At 67.5% G+C, this 17,461-nt stretch carries 17 protein-coding genes; 8 read left to right on the forward strand and 9 right to left on the reverse strand.

Annotated elements, in window-relative coordinates; translation table 11 throughout:
• Positions 1-72 precede the first annotated feature (72 nt).
• Positions 73-933 carry a cytochrome P450 gene (locus tag J4H86_RS20715; RefSeq protein WP_236539582.1) on the reverse strand — a complete coding sequence of 287 codons (861 nt, stop codon included), beginning with the start codon at positions 931-933 and terminating at the stop codon, positions 73-75.
• Positions 934-998: 65 nt separating this feature from the next.
• On the opposite strand from J4H86_RS20715, the gene J4H86_RS20720 reads away from it, so the two are divergent.
• Complete coding sequence (locus tag J4H86_RS20720) at positions 999-1,832, forward strand: ArsR/SmtB family transcription factor (RefSeq protein WP_236539584.1); 834 nt, start codon at positions 999-1,001, stop codon at positions 1,830-1,832.
• On the opposite strand, the gene J4H86_RS20725 is transcribed toward J4H86_RS20720, so the two are convergent.
• The 4 genes from J4H86_RS20725 to J4H86_RS20740 all read right to left on the reverse strand — a co-directional run bounded on the left by J4H86_RS20725 (position 1,776) and on the right by J4H86_RS20740 (position 5,136).
• Positions 1,776-2,582: an ABC transporter ATP-binding protein gene (locus tag J4H86_RS20725; protein WP_236539586.1), complete on the reverse strand. Its 807-nt coding sequence runs from the start codon at positions 2,580-2,582 to the stop codon at positions 1,776-1,778. The two genes, J4H86_RS20720 and J4H86_RS20725, sit on opposite strands and share 57 nt — an antisense overlap.
• A 1-nt stretch (position 2,583) precedes the next feature.
• On the reverse strand, positions 2,584-3,291 hold the full coding sequence (locus J4H86_RS20730; RefSeq protein WP_236539587.1) for an ABC transporter permease: 708 nt from the start codon (positions 3,289-3,291) through the stop codon (positions 2,584-2,586).
• A 77-nt stretch (positions 3,292-3,368) separates the two neighbouring features.
• Positions 3,369-4,196, reverse strand: coding sequence for an ABC transporter permease (locus J4H86_RS20735; protein WP_236539589.1), 828 nt, complete (start codon positions 4,194-4,196; stop codon positions 3,369-3,371).
• The gene (locus J4H86_RS20740) at positions 4,189-5,136 is read right to left on the reverse strand and encodes an ABC transporter substrate-binding protein (protein WP_236539590.1); all 948 of its coding nucleotides are present in this window, start codon (positions 5,134-5,136) and stop codon (positions 4,189-4,191) included. Before J4H86_RS20740 ends, J4H86_RS20735 begins: the two co-directional genes overlap by 8 nt.
• 386 nt (positions 5,137-5,522) lie before the next feature.
• Between J4H86_RS20740 and J4H86_RS20745 the strand changes: the two genes are divergently transcribed.
• Positions 5,523-6,413 (forward strand): MBL fold metallo-hydrolase, encoded by an 891-nt coding sequence (locus tag J4H86_RS20745; RefSeq protein ID WP_236539591.1) that lies wholly within the window; start codon positions 5,523-5,525, stop codon positions 6,411-6,413.
• Here J4H86_RS20745 and J4H86_RS20750 read toward each other — a convergent pair.
• The gene (locus J4H86_RS20750; protein WP_236539592.1) at positions 6,394-7,200 is read right to left on the reverse strand and encodes an IclR family transcriptional regulator; all 807 of its coding nucleotides are present in this window, start codon (positions 7,198-7,200) and stop codon (positions 6,394-6,396) included. The genes J4H86_RS20745 and J4H86_RS20750 overlap by 20 nt on opposite strands.
• Positions 7,201-7,338: 138 nt before the next feature.
• Here J4H86_RS20750 and J4H86_RS20755 point away from each other — a divergent pair, with 138 nt between their 5' ends.
• Both J4H86_RS20755 and J4H86_RS20760 read left to right on the forward strand, forming a co-directional pair.
• Positions 7,339-8,238, forward strand: a complete 900-nt coding sequence (locus J4H86_RS20755) for a hypothetical protein (protein ID WP_236539593.1) — start codon at positions 7,339-7,341, stop codon at positions 8,236-8,238.
• Positions 8,239-8,471: 233 nt separating this feature from the next.
• Positions 8,472-9,776: an outer membrane protein assembly factor BamB family protein gene (locus J4H86_RS20760; protein ID WP_236539594.1), complete on the forward strand. Its 1,305-nt coding sequence runs from the start codon at positions 8,472-8,474 to the stop codon at positions 9,774-9,776.
• 5 nt (positions 9,777-9,781) lie between these two features.
• Here the strand turns inward: J4H86_RS20760 and J4H86_RS20765 are convergent, their stop codons facing one another.
• Both J4H86_RS20765 and J4H86_RS20770 read right to left on the reverse strand, forming a co-directional pair.
• On the reverse strand, positions 9,782-12,136 hold the full coding sequence (locus J4H86_RS20765) for a hypothetical protein (RefSeq protein WP_236539595.1): 2,355 nt from the start codon (positions 12,134-12,136) through the stop codon (positions 9,782-9,784).
• 200 nt (positions 12,137-12,336) lie between these two features.
• Positions 12,337-13,002: a TetR/AcrR family transcriptional regulator gene (locus J4H86_RS20770; RefSeq protein ID WP_236539596.1), complete on the reverse strand. Its 666-nt coding sequence runs from the start codon at positions 13,000-13,002 to the stop codon at positions 12,337-12,339.
• Between the two features lie 100 nt (positions 13,003-13,102).
• On the opposite strand from J4H86_RS20770, the gene J4H86_RS20775 reads away from it, so the two are divergent.
• The 3 genes from J4H86_RS20775 (at position 13,103) to J4H86_RS20785 (ending at position 15,565) form a co-directional block, all read left to right on the forward strand.
• Positions 13,103-13,468, forward strand: a complete 366-nt coding sequence (locus tag J4H86_RS20775; RefSeq protein ID WP_236539597.1) for a VOC family protein — start codon at positions 13,103-13,105, stop codon at positions 13,466-13,468.
• A 45-nt stretch (positions 13,469-13,513) separates the two neighbouring features.
• Positions 13,514-14,419, forward strand: coding sequence for an alpha/beta fold hydrolase (locus J4H86_RS20780; RefSeq protein ID WP_236539598.1), 906 nt, complete (start codon positions 13,514-13,516; stop codon positions 14,417-14,419).
• A 201-nt stretch (positions 14,420-14,620) separates the two neighbouring features.
• Entirely contained in the window at positions 14,621-15,565 is a 945-nt protein-coding gene (locus tag J4H86_RS20785) for a class I SAM-dependent methyltransferase (RefSeq protein WP_236539599.1), read from the forward strand.
• A gap of 115 nt (positions 15,566-15,680) precedes the next feature.
• Here the strand turns inward: J4H86_RS20785 and J4H86_RS20790 are convergent, their stop codons facing one another.
• Entirely contained in the window at positions 15,681-15,869 is a 189-nt protein-coding gene (locus J4H86_RS20790; RefSeq protein WP_236539601.1) for a hypothetical protein, read from the reverse strand.
• A gap of 283 nt (positions 15,870-16,152) precedes the next feature.
• On the opposite strand from J4H86_RS20790, the gene manA reads away from it, so the two are divergent.
• Positions 16,153-17,403: a mannose-6-phosphate isomerase, class I gene (manA, locus tag J4H86_RS20795; protein ID WP_236539603.1), complete on the forward strand. Its 1,251-nt coding sequence runs from the start codon at positions 16,153-16,155 to the stop codon at positions 17,401-17,403.
• The last annotated feature ends 58 nt before the right edge of the window (positions 17,404-17,461 follow it).

The raw sequence follows: 17,461 nt of genomic DNA on the forward strand, positions 1-17,461 counted from the left end.
GCACAGGTCGGCTCACCCCCACGAACGTCCCCTAGCTAACTAGGAGATGGTTGTCCCTCTCCTCGGTGCCGCTCACCGGGGCTTGCGGTTGGCGATTCCCTGCAGTGCGCCGACCGTGAGGGCCCGTGCCTGTGCCTCGCCCGGGCACTGGTGCGGGCCCGCGCCGAAGCTGAGATGCCGGTCGGCGTCGGGACGTTCGGGCCAGAAAAACTCGGGATGGTTGAACACGTCTGGGTCCCGATTGGCGCTGCCGAGGTCGAGCTCCACGACGTCTGGGAGTCCGGGATCCTCGGTGCGGCCGCTCTTGGCGGTAACGCGCCTGCGGGTGAGTCGAACCGGGGGGTCGTGGCGCAGGACTTCGGTGAGGAACGCTTCCGGTGCGTCCGTCGCGCGCCACGCCTCCCACCGGTCGGCCACATTCTCGATGAGGGCCGCGGTCGCGTCGCAGGCCTGGATCATCAACCCGATCCGCGCGGCCGTGTCCTCGTCGGCGCCACCTCCTCCAGCGCGTACGAGCCGGGCGACCGCGGCGTCCGCCGCCGTGTCGGGCACCGTGTGTGGATGGTAGACGCGGGCCACCGCCCGCACGTCCTCGGTGACGTCTCCTGTGAATCCCAGCTCCTCGGCGAGCACTCGGACCGGGACCGTCCGGGCGACGTGGCGGATCCCGTCGGCCCAACCGATGTCTTGGGTGAGAGCCGCCTCGGCGTACGTGGCCGCACGCTCCCGCAATCGGGTCGTGGACGGGTTCGTGAGCATCGTGGTGACGGCCGCGCGCCGACGTGAGTGTTGTTGGCCGTCGCAGAATCGGACCACGTGTGTGCGAAGCCAGTGCACGTGCGGGGCGTGGGAGCCGTCGTGATCCCGTGGCACCTCGAACTCGGATGGACAGGTGAGGGCGTCGCGGACCTGGGCATGGGTGGTGATCGCCATGCCGGAACCCTAGGTCCGGTTCGGTTCGGTGGTGGGCGAACCGTCCCGGCGGCACACTGGAGGTCATGAGCGCGGAGAGCGTAGTACTCGCGGACCTCGCCTCACTCGTCGCCGACCGTACGCGGGCGTCGGTGTGTACAGCGCTGTTGGACGGGCGGGCCTGGACGTCCGGGGAGTTGGCCCGGTACGCGGGGGTCGCCCCGTCCACGATGAGTGAACACGTGACCCGGCTGATCGCGGGTGGTCTCCTGGTCGAGGAACGCCAGGGACGGCACCGATACGTCCGTTTGGCAGGCCACGAGACCGCGGAGTTGCTGGAGCGGTTGGGGTGCGTGGCCGGCCCGGCACCCGAGCCGGTCGGTGGGTTGCGGCGGGTGCGGGCGAACGAGGCCCTGCGGAGGGGACGAACCTGTTATGACCATCTGGCCGGACGGCTGGGTGTCACCCTCACCGACGCACTGAACCGCACGGGGCTGCTGGACCAGGGCACGGGCTTCGCGTTGACGAACGCCGGCCTGGACTGGTTCGTCGACGGCATCGGTATGCCTCCCCCAAGCGCGCGGACGCGTCGCCCCCTGGCGCGCGCGTGCCTGGACTGGACCGAACGCCGCCCCCACCTGGCGGGAGCGGCCGGTGCGTGGATGTGCGACTACCTGCTCGACGCCGACGTACTCACCCGTTCACCGGCCTCCCGCGCCGTACGCCCCACACGTACCGGCGCGGACACCCTGCGCGACCTCTTCGATCTCACCGACGAAGAGATCGGCGATATCGCCGGTGACGCCCCACGACGGCGCGTCGACGTTCACGACCGCCTGCCACCGGGATCGGGCGGGCCGGCGTCACGGGGCGGTCGCGGTATCGGACTTCGCGGACTGGATCAGTGTGAACACGTGTGACCGCAGCTCGGCGTAGCGGGGCAGGCTCTTGGTCGTCACTTGGTCTCGTGGCTGGGGCAGGTCCACCGCCAGGTTCTCCCGGACCGTCGTTGGTGCCCCGGAGAGCACGATGACCCGGTCGGCGAGGTAGACGGCCTCGTCGATGTCGTGGGTGACGAAGACGATCGTCGTGCTGTACTGGTCGCGAATCCGCAGGACGAGGTCCTCGAGCTCGATGCGGGTCTGGGCGTCGACGGCGGCGAACGGCTCGTCCATCAGGAGAACATCGGGCTGGTAGGCGAGTCCCCGGGCGATGGCGGCACGCTGTTGCATGCCACCGGACATCTGCCACGGATAGAGCGACGACTTGCCCTCCAGACCGACGGACGCCAGCGCGCGTTCCCGGCGTTGCGAGCGTTCCGCCTTCGCGTACTTGTTGCGCATGGGAAGGTCCACGTTGCGGCCGACGGTCATCCAGGGCAGCAGCGACCGGCTGTAGTCCTGGAACACGACCGCCATCCGTTCCGGTGGCGCCACCACGGCCTCGCCCTCGAACTCGACGTCGCCGGCGGACCTCCCCAGCAGTCCGGCGAGGCATCGAAGCAGAGTCGTCTTCCCCGAACCCGACGGTCCGACGACGCACACGAACTCGCCCGCCGTGACCTCGAAGGAGACGTCGGAGAGAACCAGGTGGGCATCGCGTCCGGCGCCGTACTCCTTGCGTAGCCGCGAGACGCGCAGCAGCGCGTTGGCGGTGGTTGACTCGGACATGTCATTCCTTCCCGGTCGCGGCGTGCATTCCGTGCTGCCAGGCGAGCGCCCGCCGTTCCACCCGAAGGAAAAGCAGCGAGGCGAGGTAGCCCAACGCTCCGAGCAGCAGGGTTCCGGCCCAGGTGTCGGCCACCTCGAACGTCTGTTGGGACAGCAGGATGTAGTAGCCGATCCCGTTGGTCGAGCCCACCATCTCCGCGACCACGATGAGGATGATGGACAGTTGCAGGCTGGTTCTGAGCCCCGCGAAGATCTGCGGGCTGGCGCTGGGGAGTACGACGAACACGAGTTGCTGGAAGAACGTCAACCGGTAGGACCTAGTGACGTCCTCGAGTTGGGAGTCCAGGCCGCGCACGCCGTCGGTGGTGCTCAGCAGCGTCGGCCACACGGCTCCCAGCACGATGATGAAGATGTTCATCGGCGCCCCGATACCGATGAACAGGATCCCGAACGGAACGAGTACCGGACCGGGCACCGAACGCAGGAACAGCACGAGCGGAGCGAGGAGTGCCCTGGCCGTGCGGTTCATCCCGAGGACGATCCCGCCACCGACGCCCAGGATGGACGCGATGGCGAACCCGGCCAGGAACTTGCCGACGCTGGGAAGGAGGTCGGAGACGAACCGGTCGATGATCCACTCGTTGACCAGGGATTCGGTGATGACCTGGAGTGGTGGGAGGTAGACGGGCGTGCTCCCGCTGGAGGCCACCCACCACACGGTGACGACTCCGACGGGGAGCCACGATCGCAGGAGGAGAGTCCGCGGACGTGATCGACGGCGGGTCGTCATGTCGCCTCACTTCGCTGGGACGGGTGCCAGAAGAGCAGGGAACGCTCGGCGGCGCGGAAGATCAGGTTGATCGCCATTCCCAGGACGCCGGCCGTCAGGATGTAGGCGTACATGACCGGCAAGAGTCCGTTCGCCTGGGCGACGGTGATGGTCTGCCCGAGGCCGGCCGCCCCACCCACCAGTTCGACGACAACGGCGACGATGACCGCGAGCGAGGCGGAGATCCGCGCACCCGTCAGGGCGAAGGGAGTCAGGCTGGGCAGGTGAACGCACTTCAGGGTCAGATACCACCCGAGTCGGTAGGAGCGTGCCATCTCCAGGGCGACACCGTTCGTCTGCCGCAGGCCGTAGAGCATCTGGGTCAGAAACGGCCAGAGGGCCCCGAACGCGACGAGTGAGATCTTCATGGTCGGAGCGGGTCCCCACAGCAGGAGACCGAGCGGGATCAGGGCGATGGGTGGGATCGGCTTCAGGAACTCGATCACGAAGAAGGTCGACTCCTCGACCGACCTGATCAGCCCGATGAGGAACGAGGCGACGGATCCGATCGCGACCGCGATCGCGAGGCCGGCCAGGGCGCCGGACAGGGTCGCCCACAGGTCCGTCCAGTAGTTGGCCCCGGAGACGGCCTCGCCCCACGCACCAAGCACCGCCCCGGCGCTGGGAATGACGTTGGGATCCACCACGCCGACCCGAGTGAGCGACTCCCACAGCGCGATCACCGCGACGACGGCGCTCACTCCGAGAGTCCACCGGGTGACGGCGCTGTGTTCCGCGCGTCCCGGAACGCGGCGAGAACGGGACGCGGTTGGTGTCTCAGTCATCGTGGATCACCGTCGCGATATCGATCTGCTGCTCAAGGAACCCGTTCGCGGCCATCACGTCCGCGACCGACCTCAGACTGTCGGTGCTGAGCTCGCTGCCGTAGGACGGCAGTCGCATCCCCGCCGCGTCCTGTGGATCCATTCCGCCGTGTGTGACGAGGACCTCCGCCACCAGCTCCGGATCCTCGCGCGCGTGTTCGCCCGCCTGGTGGATCGCTAGGGTGAAGTCGTCCACGAGCTCGGGATTCACGTCGATGAAGGGCTGCGCGGTGAAGTACAGGGTGGTGGTGGTCTCCGGCGAGAACGCTTGTGAGTAGAGGCCGGTGAGACGCTCGTGCTCGGTGCCCTCACCCTGGGAAAGGAAGGGCTCGGTCATCGCGGCCGCGTCCACCCGTCCACTCGACAGGGCGCTCACCATGTCCGGGAACGCCATGGACACGAAGGTCACGGCATCGGGGTCACCGCCGTCGTCCCGGATGACCTGCCCGGCCGCGACGTGGGGCAGCGCGGCCAGCGCGTTGACCGCCACGGTCCGCCCCTCAAGGTCCGCCGGGCGCTCCACGTCACTGCCGGTGGGGATGACCAGAGCCGTCTCATCGTCCTCCTCCACGGAGTTCAGGGACGAGCTGGCCAGCGCCCGCACCGGGATGCCCTTCTCCACCGCCGCGAAGAAGGGGGACGTCGCGGCCGTCCCGATCTGGAGCTGACCGTTGAGGACGGACGGAGCCACCGCCGCGGCGTTCTGCATGATGTCCAACTCGACGTCGATACCGCGTTCCTCGAAGTAGCCCTCCTCCATCGCGATATAGAGGGGAGCGAAGGAGGCGGTGGGGACGACCCCGATCCGGATCGAATCCTCCTCACCGATCTCGATCGCGCTTCCTTGCCCTACCCCACAACCGGTGAGCGCGAGGGAGCCCACCATGGCCACGGAGAACACTCGCCGGCCCCACCCTTCGCCACGCGGGTGGCCGGCCGTCGCGGGGGGCGTGTCTCGCCGCACGGACCTCATCGCGCCCCCTCTCGGCGGGTTGTGGCGCGCGAAGGCGGACCGGAGCACGTGACACGAACGTCTCGCCCGCCCCCGCGGAGTCGCCGGAACATGTGCACCTCACAGACCTTGGGTCGAGGCCAGGTCGCTCGGCATCGGCTGAGCACGGCCTTCGCCGGACATCGTGAACCGCGTCACCCTACGAAGATCGAAAGTCTTCCATTGAATGGAAGACTTTCGATGCGGCGGCTCCACACCTTCGACCCTGTTCGGGGCGCGCACACTCCGTGCGCGGAGCACGGGTGAGTCATGGAACAGAGGGAGTGGATACCTGTATGGAGGTCGTGACGTTGGGGGTCGCGGCGGGCCCCGCCATTCGCACCCCCGAGGCGGGGATCGCCACCGCGGTCGTCGTGAACGGTCAGAGCTACCTGGTCGACTTCGGCATCGGGTGTACCCGGGCGGCGCGCACCGCCGGACTGACGGGCCGGGACTTCCGCGCGGGCTTCGTCACCCACCTGCACTCCGATCACGTCGCGGAACTGCCGGCGTTCCTGCTGTGGAACTGGGGGCGACCCGTCGACGGGTTCACCACGCCCTTCACCGTCCACGGACCCGCCCCGGACCCGCGCGAGGGCCGGCCCCGCGGTGGCACCAAGGCGATGGTGCGATCGGTGCTGGACGCCTTCTCCTATGACATCGCCGTCCGTACCGAAGACGAGGGGCGTCCCCCACTGGACAGCCTGGTGCGAGTCCACGAGATCACGCCGACCGACACTTCGGGGCCCATCCCCGTCTACACCGACGAGCACGTGACCGTAACCGCGGTGCTGGTCGAGCATCCACCGGTGTTCCCCGCGTTCGCCTTCCGGTTCGACACGGCGGACGCGTCCGTGACGCTGTCCGGAGACACGGCGGAGTGCGAGGCCCTCGTCGAGCTCGCCGGGGGAACCGACGTCCTGATCCATGAGGCGGTCGCTCTCGACTATTACCGGGACCGAGGGTTCGACTCGGCGTTCCTGCGGCACCAGGAGCGATCGCACACAACGCCACAGGGAGCGGGGCGGATCGCACGGCGCGCGGGAGCGCGTCGGCTCGTACTGTCGCACCTCGCGGGGATCGCCCCGCCGGAGTACTGGCGGAGGAGCGCCGAGGAGACGTTCGACGGTCCCGTCTCCGTGGCGAGCAGCGGGGATCGATTCGTCGTCAGCCCACCGTCGGACTGATCCCCCCGCCCGGGAGATCCCGGGGGACGTCCACCGAATGCCGCAACTGCCTGGTGATTCCCCGGGCCGCGACCTGCAGGACAGGGACGATGGCCCCGGGGTTCACCGCGTGACCCATGACGACCACCCCCAAGGCGGCGACCACACGCCGGTCCGCCCCCGTGACGGGGATCGCCACCCCCGATGTCCCCACCGCGGCCTCGCCGGAGGTGGTCGCGTAGCCGCGTCGGCGCACTGTGGCCAGTTCACGGCGTAGCCGCGCGGGTTCCACCTCCGTCTGCGGCGTGTATCGACGTGGCTGGTCCAGGGCCCGGGAGACGATCTCCTCGTCTTCGGCGTAGGCCAGCAGGACCTTGCCGCCCGCGCAGGCGTGCGCGCTCATCCGCTCGCCGACCCGCAACACCGCCTGACCGACGTCCGTCCCGCCCAGACGCTCCAGGAGAAGGGCCGAGCCACCGTCCAGGGTGAAGAGGTTGACGACGTTCTTCGTGACCTGCAGAACATCCTGCATGTAGGGCCGGGCGACCTCGTTGAGTCCACGATGGACGGGAGCGAGGAGTCCGAGACTCCAGATGCGGTGACCGATCTGGTAGACCCCATCCGTGCGGACGAGCGCTCCCCACGTCACCAGCTCGGCCACGAGGCGGTGGGTGGTGGCCAGGGGCAGCCCCGAGCGTCTGGAGATCTCGCTGAGGGTGAGGGCGACGTGGCCGACGTCGAACGTGCCGAGCACGCTGAGGGCCCGACCGGTGACGGATCGGGGGGACTGGTTGACTGCGCCGCACATGCTGGTCCTCCTAGCGCGAGGGTAGTGACCCGCGCTCCCGGAATGGACGACGACGCAGGTGAAACGGCCGCTATCGGTCAGTAGGAACCGCTGGTGCGGGGGCATGGCCTGCACGGACATGGGCTAACGTGACCCGTTATGGGCATGCTTGGCGACTATCCGAACGAACCTCCGCCGCAGTACCCGGTGGGCGGGCCACAACGCGGGAACCGCGCGATCGGTATCACTGTCGCCGTTCTGGGCGGACTGACCCTGGTGCTCACCGTCATCGTGGTCATCGTTCTGGTTCTGCGCCTTCAGTCGTCGGACGAGGGCACCACCGCTGACGACATCCCCATTCCCCCGGTCGAGTCGGAGGAGAGCGCCTCGGAGGAGGGGCCCGAGGACGCGGACGACGACGAGGAGGACGAGCCCGAGTCGGACGAGAACGCGCGGGTCTCCGCCACGATCGAGGGGTGGCAGGGGGTCGCGGCGCAGCGTCGCCCGTTGGAGTACGACGTCCCCTCCGATTGGATCATCGAGAGCCCGGGCATGCTGCACGGATTCGAGGAGGAGGACCCCGACGCCCCCTTCGGCTACAGTCCGCGCGTCACGATGTCCGGCGTGTCCTACTTCCCGTCGCGCGAGGACGGGTGTGAGGAGACGGGGCCCGGTTCGGGCAAGGTCGGAAGCTCCGGCATGGGGGAGATGGTCGACACGGCGAGCGGTGCCGAGGCGATGGCGACGGAGTGGGCCGAGGCCGCCTACGAGCACGACGACGGCGCCCCCCAACTGTCGGCCGCGGAGGTGAGCCCCTTCGAGGCCAACGGCCTGGAGGGCCACATCGCCACCGTCGACGTCGTCCCCAGCGCCGCCGACTGCTATCCCGAGTCGGCACAGGTGAACGTGGCCAGCGTGGAGTTCCCCGACGAGAACGACGTCTACAACTTCATCCTCTACGCCGACACCAGCGGCTCCGTGGCCCCCGAAGCCGACGACGTCGAGACGATCCTCACCACCCTCCGCCCACAGGACGGCTGGGTCGACCCGGACGACTGATAGGGGCCCGTGCGCCAGACGACGAAGCTGTCCGCTAGCGGACAGCTTTCGACGCTGGGCTGGGCTCGGCGGCGGGGAAATGTAATCACCCAGCGTTACCCAGTCCTGGTCCCGCGCCTCGGGGACGGTGGCTAGCGGTAGGCATTGCTGTCTTGGACTAGAAAGCGCGTGTGGGTTTCCTCGGTAGCATCCCGGGGATGCGTAGTGGCTGGGTTGCTTGCACTGTCGGGGTTGTGGGTGTTCTCGCGTTGTCGGGGTGTGGGGTTGTCGGGGGTGAGGGGGAGTTGGATATCTATGCGTTGGAGCCCAACGAGATCAGCCCGGACGAGCTCGTGACGTGTGAGGGCGAAGAGTGCGAGGAACCGGGAGCGCTGCGCTGGTCCCTCCCGTTGGACGGCGAGTACGTGGTGCCGTTCGAGTACGACGAATACACCGCGATGCTGCCGATCGAGACCTTGGAATTCACATCGGGGCCGATAATGACGCACAGAGATGGTGTTGTGTTCTTGGGGGAACGGGACATCTTGATGGCGGTGGACGCTAACACCGGAGAACGACTCTGGCGGGAGAGTATGGAGTCGGAGCATCTTCGGAGCATCGAGCGGCTTCACGTGACTGACGCCGGGGTGCTCGTGAGTGGGAACCGGCCTCAGGGGGAGGGGAGAGGCATGGTGCTAATCGACGTCGAAAGCGGCACCGGCCTGAACACCTTCGATGACGAATGGCGGAGCGCCTGGGTCCAGCGCGTCGACGGGAACCGCGTTTTGCTGAGCGCCGGCGCTGATCTCTACATGATGGGGGACGCGGAGTCCGGAGAGATCCTCTGGAGTGCGGAAGTCGATGAAGACGAGAGGATCATCAGCGGACCTCTCGACGGGGTTCTGTATGCGGCGGACAATCCCGGCAGATCGGGCACCACTATTCTTTCGTCCCTATCCCGGATCGACGGCGAGACCGGACAGGGGTTGGGGAGAGTCGACCTCTCAGATGAGGCAAGAGCCCCTCGTCCAGCGCGGTCGTTTACGGGTACGCAGGAGGTCATCCTCTCCCGACTGGAGTGCGACGTGGAGAAGTGTGAACCGGGCGGAATGTCGGTGGTGGACGGCGAGACCGGTGAGCTCTTGTGGGATTCCAGGCCATTCGCCTTCGACGTGGCAGAGGAAGATGGCCGTTGGCTGGTGAATCTCCGAGAAGGTGACGACGTCCGCATGGTGGATGCCCGAACGGGGGAGGCGGTGCGCGAGGACACCCCGGATGCAATGGAGAACGTAGGTAGGTTGCGAACGGAACTCGAATATCCCGATGGGTATGGTGATCCACGTCGTCAGGTGGCGCTTCGGTTTCCCGGACAGGACGCGACGGCGTGGGACGGGGACGTCATCGGTCCCGAACTCCTAAGCCCCGGGATCGACAGTGAGAACGGACCGATCGCCATGGTGTACGGGTGCGCACCGGACGGCTTGGAACCCGAACCGTCGGACACATCGCGGCCGGGCAGTCTCTGTGTGAAACCACGCCTGTTCGCGATTGGTAGCTGACCCGATCATGCCCCGCATCGAGCGTCTAAGCACACACTGAGTGTTGTTTCGGTTGGGTTGTGGGAATCACTATCCGTGTTTCCTCCCCAGACGATATGAGGTCGATCGTGCTCGTCCATTGCCATCTCCATCATCTGCGGGTCTACCGACAGGGGAATGAGCGGGACCTCGGTCGTATTGCGGCACCCTGAATCGGCGCAAGACACGAACATCAGTCGCTCATGCTCCGTGTCAAAGGTCGCGACTTGCGGCAGACCCTCGGAGTCCAGTTCCAGAGCGGGCGCGGGGCGCCTCCAGCCCGGGCCGGTGATTCTTTCGCTCGAGAAGTCGTCGCACGACAGATCCGTACAGGCAACGAAGTGGATCGCACCGTCCACGGCAGCTCGGTAGGCGAGCATCGGCGATCCATCAGGCGTTACTTCGACGGAGGCGCCAACACGACTCCAGGGAGTGTCATCTATCTCCACGGGGAGTGGTTCCGCGACCTGGGTCACCACGGGGTCCTCACATCGAAGATCCGAGCAGGTGATGAGATTGACCTCTCCGGTTGTGCCGTCAACTCCCGAAAGGGCGAACTCGTCGTCAGGTCCTACGGCTACATCAAACGAATTGCTTCGGCTTGCTGCGTAGCCGATCGGCACTGTGGGTAGCTGTATAGTATCCAGATCCGCGCAGTCGGAATCTAGGCAGTGAAGGGCTTGGAGTTCGTGGTTATCTTCGTCGTAGTTTTTCGTCAGTGAAACGACGAGAAATCCATCGTTCGTCGTTGTCAATACTGTTTGATGTTCACTCACGTAGCCATCATCGGGGATCAGTGTTGTGTGTGTGTCGACCCACCCTTCCGGCGTCTCAGGGCAGAAGTCTTCGCACGCCCAGAGTTGGAGTCCGGGGTTCGCGTCTTCAGCCGGTCCGTACTCAGTCCACTGTGCGAAGTAGGCGTTTTCCTGAACGAACACCGCGCTTCTTCCGTCAAGCGAATGCGGTTCGTCGGCTTGAACGGAGTCGCATTCAGGGTCGCAGGAGATGACCCTACGCTCATCTGGGGTTGAGACGGCGAGTTGCGTTTTGTCGTCCTGTGGAAGAACCGCAATAGCGCTGTCGCGAGGTGGAACCCCGTCGACCGGCTGGTGGGTAACCAACGCCGCTCCTGCCGGGTTAAGCAAGGCCGTTGTGGGCAGAAGCGCGAGAAGCGCGATCGCAGCGGCAAGAACCGACAGGGGTGCGGGTCGCCATCGTGGGGGAGTGGCCGATTTTGGGAGTTGCCGCTGAGTTTGGGAAACGTCGAATCGTCGACGGTCGGGGAGTCCCTCTCGCGGTCGCTCGAGGTCGAGGAACACCGGCGCGGTCAGTAGTAGCACGATGAGCGGCCACAACAGGGCTGTCGCCACCGAGGCCACGATTAGGGGCGCCGTGCCCGCCCACGAATACGGCAAACCCAACTGGGGCAAGCCCCAGGCTGGTCCCGTGGTGGCGCCGTATCCCAGACCGAACGCGGCGAATACGAAGGTGGCGTGTGCGATGCGTTGGTCGAGTCCCATGTTCCAGGCTGCGCCGAGTGATCGGAACAGTCCCTTGTTTTCCAGTAGGGCGACCGGAAGCGCCACCACGACCCACGCGAAGTAGAGGAGTGGCAGCAGGCCGACGAGGAGCCCCCAGACCGGGCTCTCGACCTCAAGGTCCAACAGCGCGACGATCCACCCGCCGAGTATGAATGCCGCGACCACCACGACTACGACCAGCAGCCACCAGATGAGGATGGCGGGCACGCGCCGCACCGCGCGGCGCAGAGCCGCCGCAGGGGTGACCTCCTGTCCGAGCAGGCCCGCGCCGCCAATGATGATGCCCGCTCCAAGGGAAACCGCCGCGACGAGCGCGGCCACCACCCCCAGGGTCGCTCTAGCCACAACGACGGGAGTGGCCGATGGGTCCCAGGGGATCGGGACACCGTCGATCACCGCGCCATCCCGGCTGAGCAGCAATAGGAACGTCCAGACTGCCACCGTGACTGGGACGGCGGGCAGCACCGAGACGGTCAGCAGCGTGCGGAAGTGATGCCGATAGGTGCGTCCGACGAGACGGAACAATGGGCGTCGGAGCGTGAACAGCGCTTCGGGAGACGCCTCGTGTGAGTCGTTGCTCGTGTCGGTGGGTTTGGCTTCGTCACCGACCTCGTTCGAGACCTGCGCAGGCGGGGAGTCTCGCTCGGGGGCGGCGGAACCGGCCGGATTGTGGGCGGAGGCGCCTTCCTCGCCTGGCCTCGCCGCAGGATCGCCGTTTGCGGCCACAGCCTCGTGTTTGGTTTCGTCCGCATGGGCATCCTGGTGCTCGCCCGTCCCGTCGTCCCCAGATGTCTGCGCCACCCACGCTCCTCGCCCTGGATCATTCGTTCCGCCGTGCGGGACCTTACCGAGCGTCCGGCGTGGCTGGGGTTGGGCCCTTATGGGGAGGATCGATCAGCGAATCGCTGGTTCCCCCAGGTCATGTGGCTGTTCAGGGTGGTGGTGTGCTCGGGGGAGGGGTTTAGTGGCCGGATGGCGCACAACTCGGCCCGTTCCGGACATCACTCGATCGTGCGAGGTCCGTAGGCGGCCATGAAGACGCGGACGGCGTCGTGGGCTTGGGCGCGGAGTTCGGTGTCGGTGGGGATGGCGGAGTCGCCGAGGAGCATGGCGCGGTTGACGGGTTCTCCCATGACCAGCCAGTTGAAGTGGGTGGCCGCGGTCGTGGGGTTGTCGACGCGCAGGAGGCCGCGGGCGGCGATTCGGGTGAAGGACTCGGCGAGGGCGTCGACCGCGCGCTGGGGGCCGTGCTCGTAGAGGACACGTGCCAGGTCGGGGAAGCGGCTGACCTCGCCGACCACCAGTCGGCGCAGGCTCATCAGCTCAGGCGTGAGGACGACGCTGAGCTGACGGTAGGCGTAGGAGGAGAGGTAGGGGACGACGTCCTCGGCGAGCTCCGGTTCGGGCAGTTCGAAGTGCACGTGGTCGCCGGCTTCCCGCGTTCTGCGGGTCACGATCTCGACGAACAGGGCTTCTTTGTTGCCGAAGTGCTTGTAGATGGTCTGCTTGGACACACCCGAGCGGGACGCGACCTCGTCCATGTTGGTGGCGAGGTACCCGCTGACAAGGAAGATCGCCTCCGCCGCGCTGAGGATCGCCGCACGTTTTCGGTCTGACCTGCTGGGGGAGTGGGGCGCGTCGTCGGGCCGATGCGATGGTTTCGTCATCCTGAGGATCTCTGGGTTCGTTGTTCGCGGAGGTTGCGTTCAGTACTGTACCGTCCAGTACCGGTATAGTACTGAACGGTCTAGTTTGATTGGAGTCGTGATGCATCTTCAGTTCGCCGAGCTTCCGGTGTTCGACCAGGACCGCGCCAAGGCCTTCTACGCGGACAACCTCGGCTGTCAGGTCGTCGCCGACGTGCCCATGGGGGATGACGGCTGGCGGTGGATCGAGCTGGGGTTCCCCGGGGCGAGGACCACGCTGCACTTCCACGTGCGCCCGGACGAGGAACCGTCCGCCGGACCGGTGCTGGTGCTCATGGACGACGACGTGCCGGCGCGTGTGGAGGAGCTTCGTGGTCGGGGTGTGGAGATCGTGACGGAACCGCACGAGACTCCCTTCTCCCAGGGCGGGCTCGCGGCCGAGTTCCGCGACAGCGAGGGAAACCGCATCATGCTCAGCGCCCTCTAGACAACGCTTTCCGACCACCAACTCTCGAACGCCGAGGAAGAAGCCATGGCCATCGACAGCTCCGGCGCGGACCGCTCCACCACGATCGAGGTGCCCGGCGCCCACCTGTACTACGAGGCGCGGGGCGCCGGCCCACTCCTGTTGCTGATCCCCGGAGGCCCCCAGGACGCGGGAGTCTTCACCGACCTCGCCGGGGAGCTGGCACACTCCTACACCGTCGTCTCCTACGACCCGCGAGGGAACTCGCGCAGCCCGCTCACGGGGGAGTGGACGGACCAGGACGTGGACCTCCACGCCGATGACGCCGCGCGTCTGATCACCGCGGTGGGGATGGGACCGGCCCACGTCCTCGGAACCAGCGGCGGGGGCCAGATCGGGCTCAGTCTCGCCGCGCGCCACCCGGAGTCGGTGCGCTCCCTCCTGGCGCACGAGCCGGCCTGCGCGCTGATGCTCGATGACCCTTCCGAGGCGCTCGCCGCGGACCACGCGGTGTACGACACCTACCTCCGCCACGGGGTGGACGCGGCGATGGCGAAGTTCTTCCGCGACAATGCGCTGGACGACCCGGATTCCGGCGAGACGGCGACGGCGACGGCGACGGAGGGGGAGGAGGAGGGGGAGCAGGAACCGGACGCGCTCTCCGCGGAGGACGTCGCCACCTTCGAGCGGATCGCCGGGAACTTCGAGTACTTCCTCGCCCACGGCCTCCTACCTCTCTCGACCTACCAGCCCGACGTCGCTCGGCTCAGGAACGGACCGGTCCCGGTCGTCGTGGGGTTGGGGGAGGACTCCCAGGGGCAGCTCATCGACGAGATCGGTCGCGCGCTCGCCGCCGCGCTCGACGTCACTCCCGTGATCTTCCCCGGCGACCACGTCGGATACGGGCCGCACGCCGCGGAGTTCGCACGGGTCGTGGAGCGAGTCCTCGCGGAAAGCACGCATCCGGCATAAAGGAGGAATCCCGCGAGGACCACAGGGCGAAATTCCCATCCTGTTCCCCCTACACCCGCCTTTCTCCGGGAAACGGCGGGGCGAACTCCGAGAATGGGCATCGTCCCTCGTGGGAGCGGCATTCGAACAGGAGGTGAAGTCTCCGAAAAATGGCCGCGGCGCGGGCAGAAATCGCACTCTCCGGTGTGGTCCGATGGCGCCATGTCATCAATGAGAACCACCACGTCACTCCGCCGCCTCGTCTCCGCCACGCTGCGTCGTATTGACGACAGGTCGCCCGCCACACGGCGAGGCCCGCGCCGGAAGCGACGCGGACCGGACGACGAGGACCTGGGTACGGAGATCGCGGAGCTCCGCGAGCAACTCGACGCGCTGCGCGCCCAGATGCACTACATGGAGCTCCTGTTCGGCCCGACCGGAGGGCGAGGGGACCGTCGTCCCTCGCGCAAGGCCATCGCCACGCTGGAAGGCCAGATCTCGGCGGTCACGGGTACGGAGGACCCACACATCGCGGTCGTCCAGGCGTACGGCTCGCTGGTCGAGGCAGAGATGCGGGGCGTCGGCCGGATCGCCGGCGGATCGATGAACGTGCTCGGCAAGCTGGTCACCACGCCGATGCTCGAACCACCGAACGGGGAGGTGCTGGAGATCGGGTCGCTGTACGGCCTGTTCTCCTGCTGCTTCGCCCGCGAACTGGTGCGCTACGGAGTCGACTACCACCTGACCCTGGTCGACCCCCTGGCCAGTGTGCAGATCCAGCCAGGTCGCAGGAACGGCGTCGACCGGTCGGGATCGCCGGTCTCCGAGGAGGTCCTGCGCGCGAACCTGTCCCTGGCTGGAGTGCCGGCGGAACGGGCCCGATTGCACAAGGGATACTCCACCGACCCGGAGGTCCGCTCCGCCGTGGGCGACCGGGAGTACGGGGTGGTGATCATCGACGGCGACCACAGCGCCGAGGGGGTGCGGGAGGACCTGCACTGGGTGATGGACCTGGTCACCGAAGGCACCGTCGTCGTTCTCGACGACTACGGCGACAAGAAGTGGCCCGGAGTCCAGGAAGCCACCGACGAGTTCCTGCGGACCTCCGACCGGTTCGACTTCCTGGGAGCCGTCGCCACCAGCGCCTTCCTACGCGCCCGAGCGTGAGCCGGGCCGGTCACCGGCTACTCGCGGGGGAGGCCCCCGCACACGGTGTCCGACACCCTCCCGAACGGTTGCGCCCTGACCCGAGCGTGTTCGGGCCACGCCCGCGGAGTTCGCGTCATAGCGGGAAGACGTCCAGCGCGAACCCGTCGTGCTCACTGGAGGCGACCGGTCCGTTGTCGTCACCACGGAATACGGCTTTGTCCCCACTGATGCGTTGACTGGCCGGTGGCGCGTCGGGAGCCGCCACCACCTCGTCCCCGATCGCGGCCGGGCCGGAGATCTCGACGCGTTCGCGCTCACTCACACGACCATGATCATCCTGGCCCCGCTCCCCACCGACGCGCCAGGGGGTGGCCACGTGCGGTCCCCCGAGCTGTGGCGACTTTCGCCTCTCGGGAAACGCTGTGGAGCCCCTTTCACCGCTCTGTGGTGCGCAAACAGTCGGGGCGAGTTCGGTGAATTGTTGGCGAAGTGCGGTGTGAAACCCTCGATTATCCCGGAATCAGTCACTTACCGTGGCGGCGTTCGGGGTCTCCGCGTTGGGGTCCTCGAGTCGGTGTCCTTGTCGCTCAGTGAAGGGCCAGGCAATGTGGCGGCTGAACAATCCGGTGCGGCGGTACGCCTGGGGTTCGACCACGGCGATCCCCAAATGGTTGGGCGTTGAGCCCGACGGGCATCCTCAGGCGGAGCTGTGGATGGGCGCCCACACGTCCGCCCCGAGCGAGATTCTGACCGAGACCGAGGACACCACCCTCGAGGCCGCCATCGCCGCGGACCCCAAGCAGTTGCTGGGGGAGGACGTCATCCTCCGGTTCGGTGAACGTCTGCCCTTCCTGCTCAAACTGCTGGCGGTGCGGGAGCCGCTGTCCTTGCAGGTCCACCCGTGCGCGGACCGGGCCCAGGCCGGATACACCGCCGAGAACACCACTGACGTTCCCATCGGCGCGTCCCACCGCAACTACCCCGACCCCTTCGCCAAACCCGAGCTGGTCGTCGCACTCGAGCCGTTCGACGCGCTGTGCGGCTTCCGTTCGCCCCACGCCGCCGCGGCCGAGGTGCGCGGACTCGTCTCACCGTTGGCCCGGGAACTCCACACGGACCTGACCCAGCGCGACACCGCAAGCGCCCTGCGCGCCGCCATGCGTCGGCTCCTCACCCTGGACGAGTCCCGGCGCGAGACCGACGTCGTGGATCTCGTCGCCGAACTCGGTGAGCGGATGGACAACGCGTCCGACGGTCCCGCCCAGAGCAACATCCTCGTCACGCTGGAGCTCGCCGAACGTTACCCCGGCGACCCCGGTGCCATCGCCGCACTGCTCCTCAACCACGTCACGCTGACCCCCGGCGAGGCCATGTTCCTTCCCGCCGGGAACGTGCACGCCTACCTGCGGGGTACCGCGGTGGAGATCATGGGCTGCTCGGACAACGTGCTGCGCGGTGGACTCACCCCGAAGCACATCGACGCCGAGGAGTTCCTCGCCGTCGTCGACTTCAGCTGCCTGGACTCCACGGTCACTCGGCCCGAGGCCCACGGTCCCCGACACGACTACACGCCGGGCGTCCCGGAGTTCGCCCTGTCCGTGATCGACGTCGACTGGGAGACCAACGCCGACGCCGAGACACACGACGCCGTGCTGCGGGGCCCGGCCATCGTCTTCAGCCTCTCCGGCGAAACCCGCCTCACCAGCGTCGCCCCCACCGACCAGGTCCCCCAGCCCGCCGGCGCGTCCACCCTGGCTCTCACACGTGGCGAGTCCGCGTTCGTCCCGGCGTCCCGCGGCCCCGTGGCGCTGAAGGGGCGGGGGAAGGTCGCGGTCGCCACCGTCGGCCCGGCATGACGGTGGCGGGGACCCCGCCCGCGAACGCCTCCGGGGCGGCGTAGCACCCACCGGCCCG

This window comes from Spiractinospora alimapuensis (genome assembly GCF_018437505.1).
Classification (GTDB): Bacteria; Actinomycetota; Actinomycetes; order Streptosporangiales; family Streptosporangiaceae; genus Spiractinospora; species Spiractinospora alimapuensis.

Bases quoted from the DNA above. Each gene is read 5' to 3' on its own strand.
- J4H86_RS20715 (WP_236539582.1), bottom strand. From the start codon at position 933: ATGGCGATCACCACCCATGCCCAGGTCCGCGACGCCCTCACCTGTCCA.
- J4H86_RS20720 (WP_236539584.1), top strand. From the start codon at position 999: ATGAGCGCGGAGAGCGTAGTACTCGCGGACCTCGCCTCACTCGTCGCC.
- J4H86_RS20725 (WP_236539586.1), bottom strand. From the start codon at position 2,582: ATGTCCGAGTCAACCACCGCCAACGCGCTGCTGCGCGTCTCGCGGCTA.
- J4H86_RS20735 (WP_236539589.1), bottom strand. From the start codon at position 4,196: ATGACTGAGACACCAACCGCGTCCCGTTCTCGCCGCGTTCCGGGACGC.
- J4H86_RS20745 (WP_236539591.1), top strand. From the start codon at position 5,523: ATGGAGGTCGTGACGTTGGGGGTCGCGGCGGGCCCCGCCATTCGCACC.
- J4H86_RS20750 (WP_236539592.1), bottom strand. From the start codon at position 7,200: ATGTGCGGCGCAGTCAACCAGTCCCCCCGATCCGTCACCGGTCGGGCC.
- J4H86_RS20755 (WP_236539593.1), top strand. From the start codon at position 7,339: ATGGGCATGCTTGGCGACTATCCGAACGAACCTCCGCCGCAGTACCCG.
- J4H86_RS20770 (WP_236539596.1), bottom strand. From the start codon at position 13,002: ATGACGAAACCATCGCATCGGCCCGACGACGCGCCCCACTCCCCCAGC.
- J4H86_RS20775 (WP_236539597.1), top strand. From the start codon at position 13,103: ATGCATCTTCAGTTCGCCGAGCTTCCGGTGTTCGACCAGGACCGCGCC.
- J4H86_RS20780 (WP_236539598.1), top strand. From the start codon at position 13,514: ATGGCCATCGACAGCTCCGGCGCGGACCGCTCCACCACGATCGAGGTG.
- J4H86_RS20785 (WP_236539599.1), top strand. From the start codon at position 14,621: ATGTCATCAATGAGAACCACCACGTCACTCCGCCGCCTCGTCTCCGCC.
- manA (WP_236539603.1), top strand. From the start codon at position 16,153: ATGTGGCGGCTGAACAATCCGGTGCGGCGGTACGCCTGGGGTTCGACC.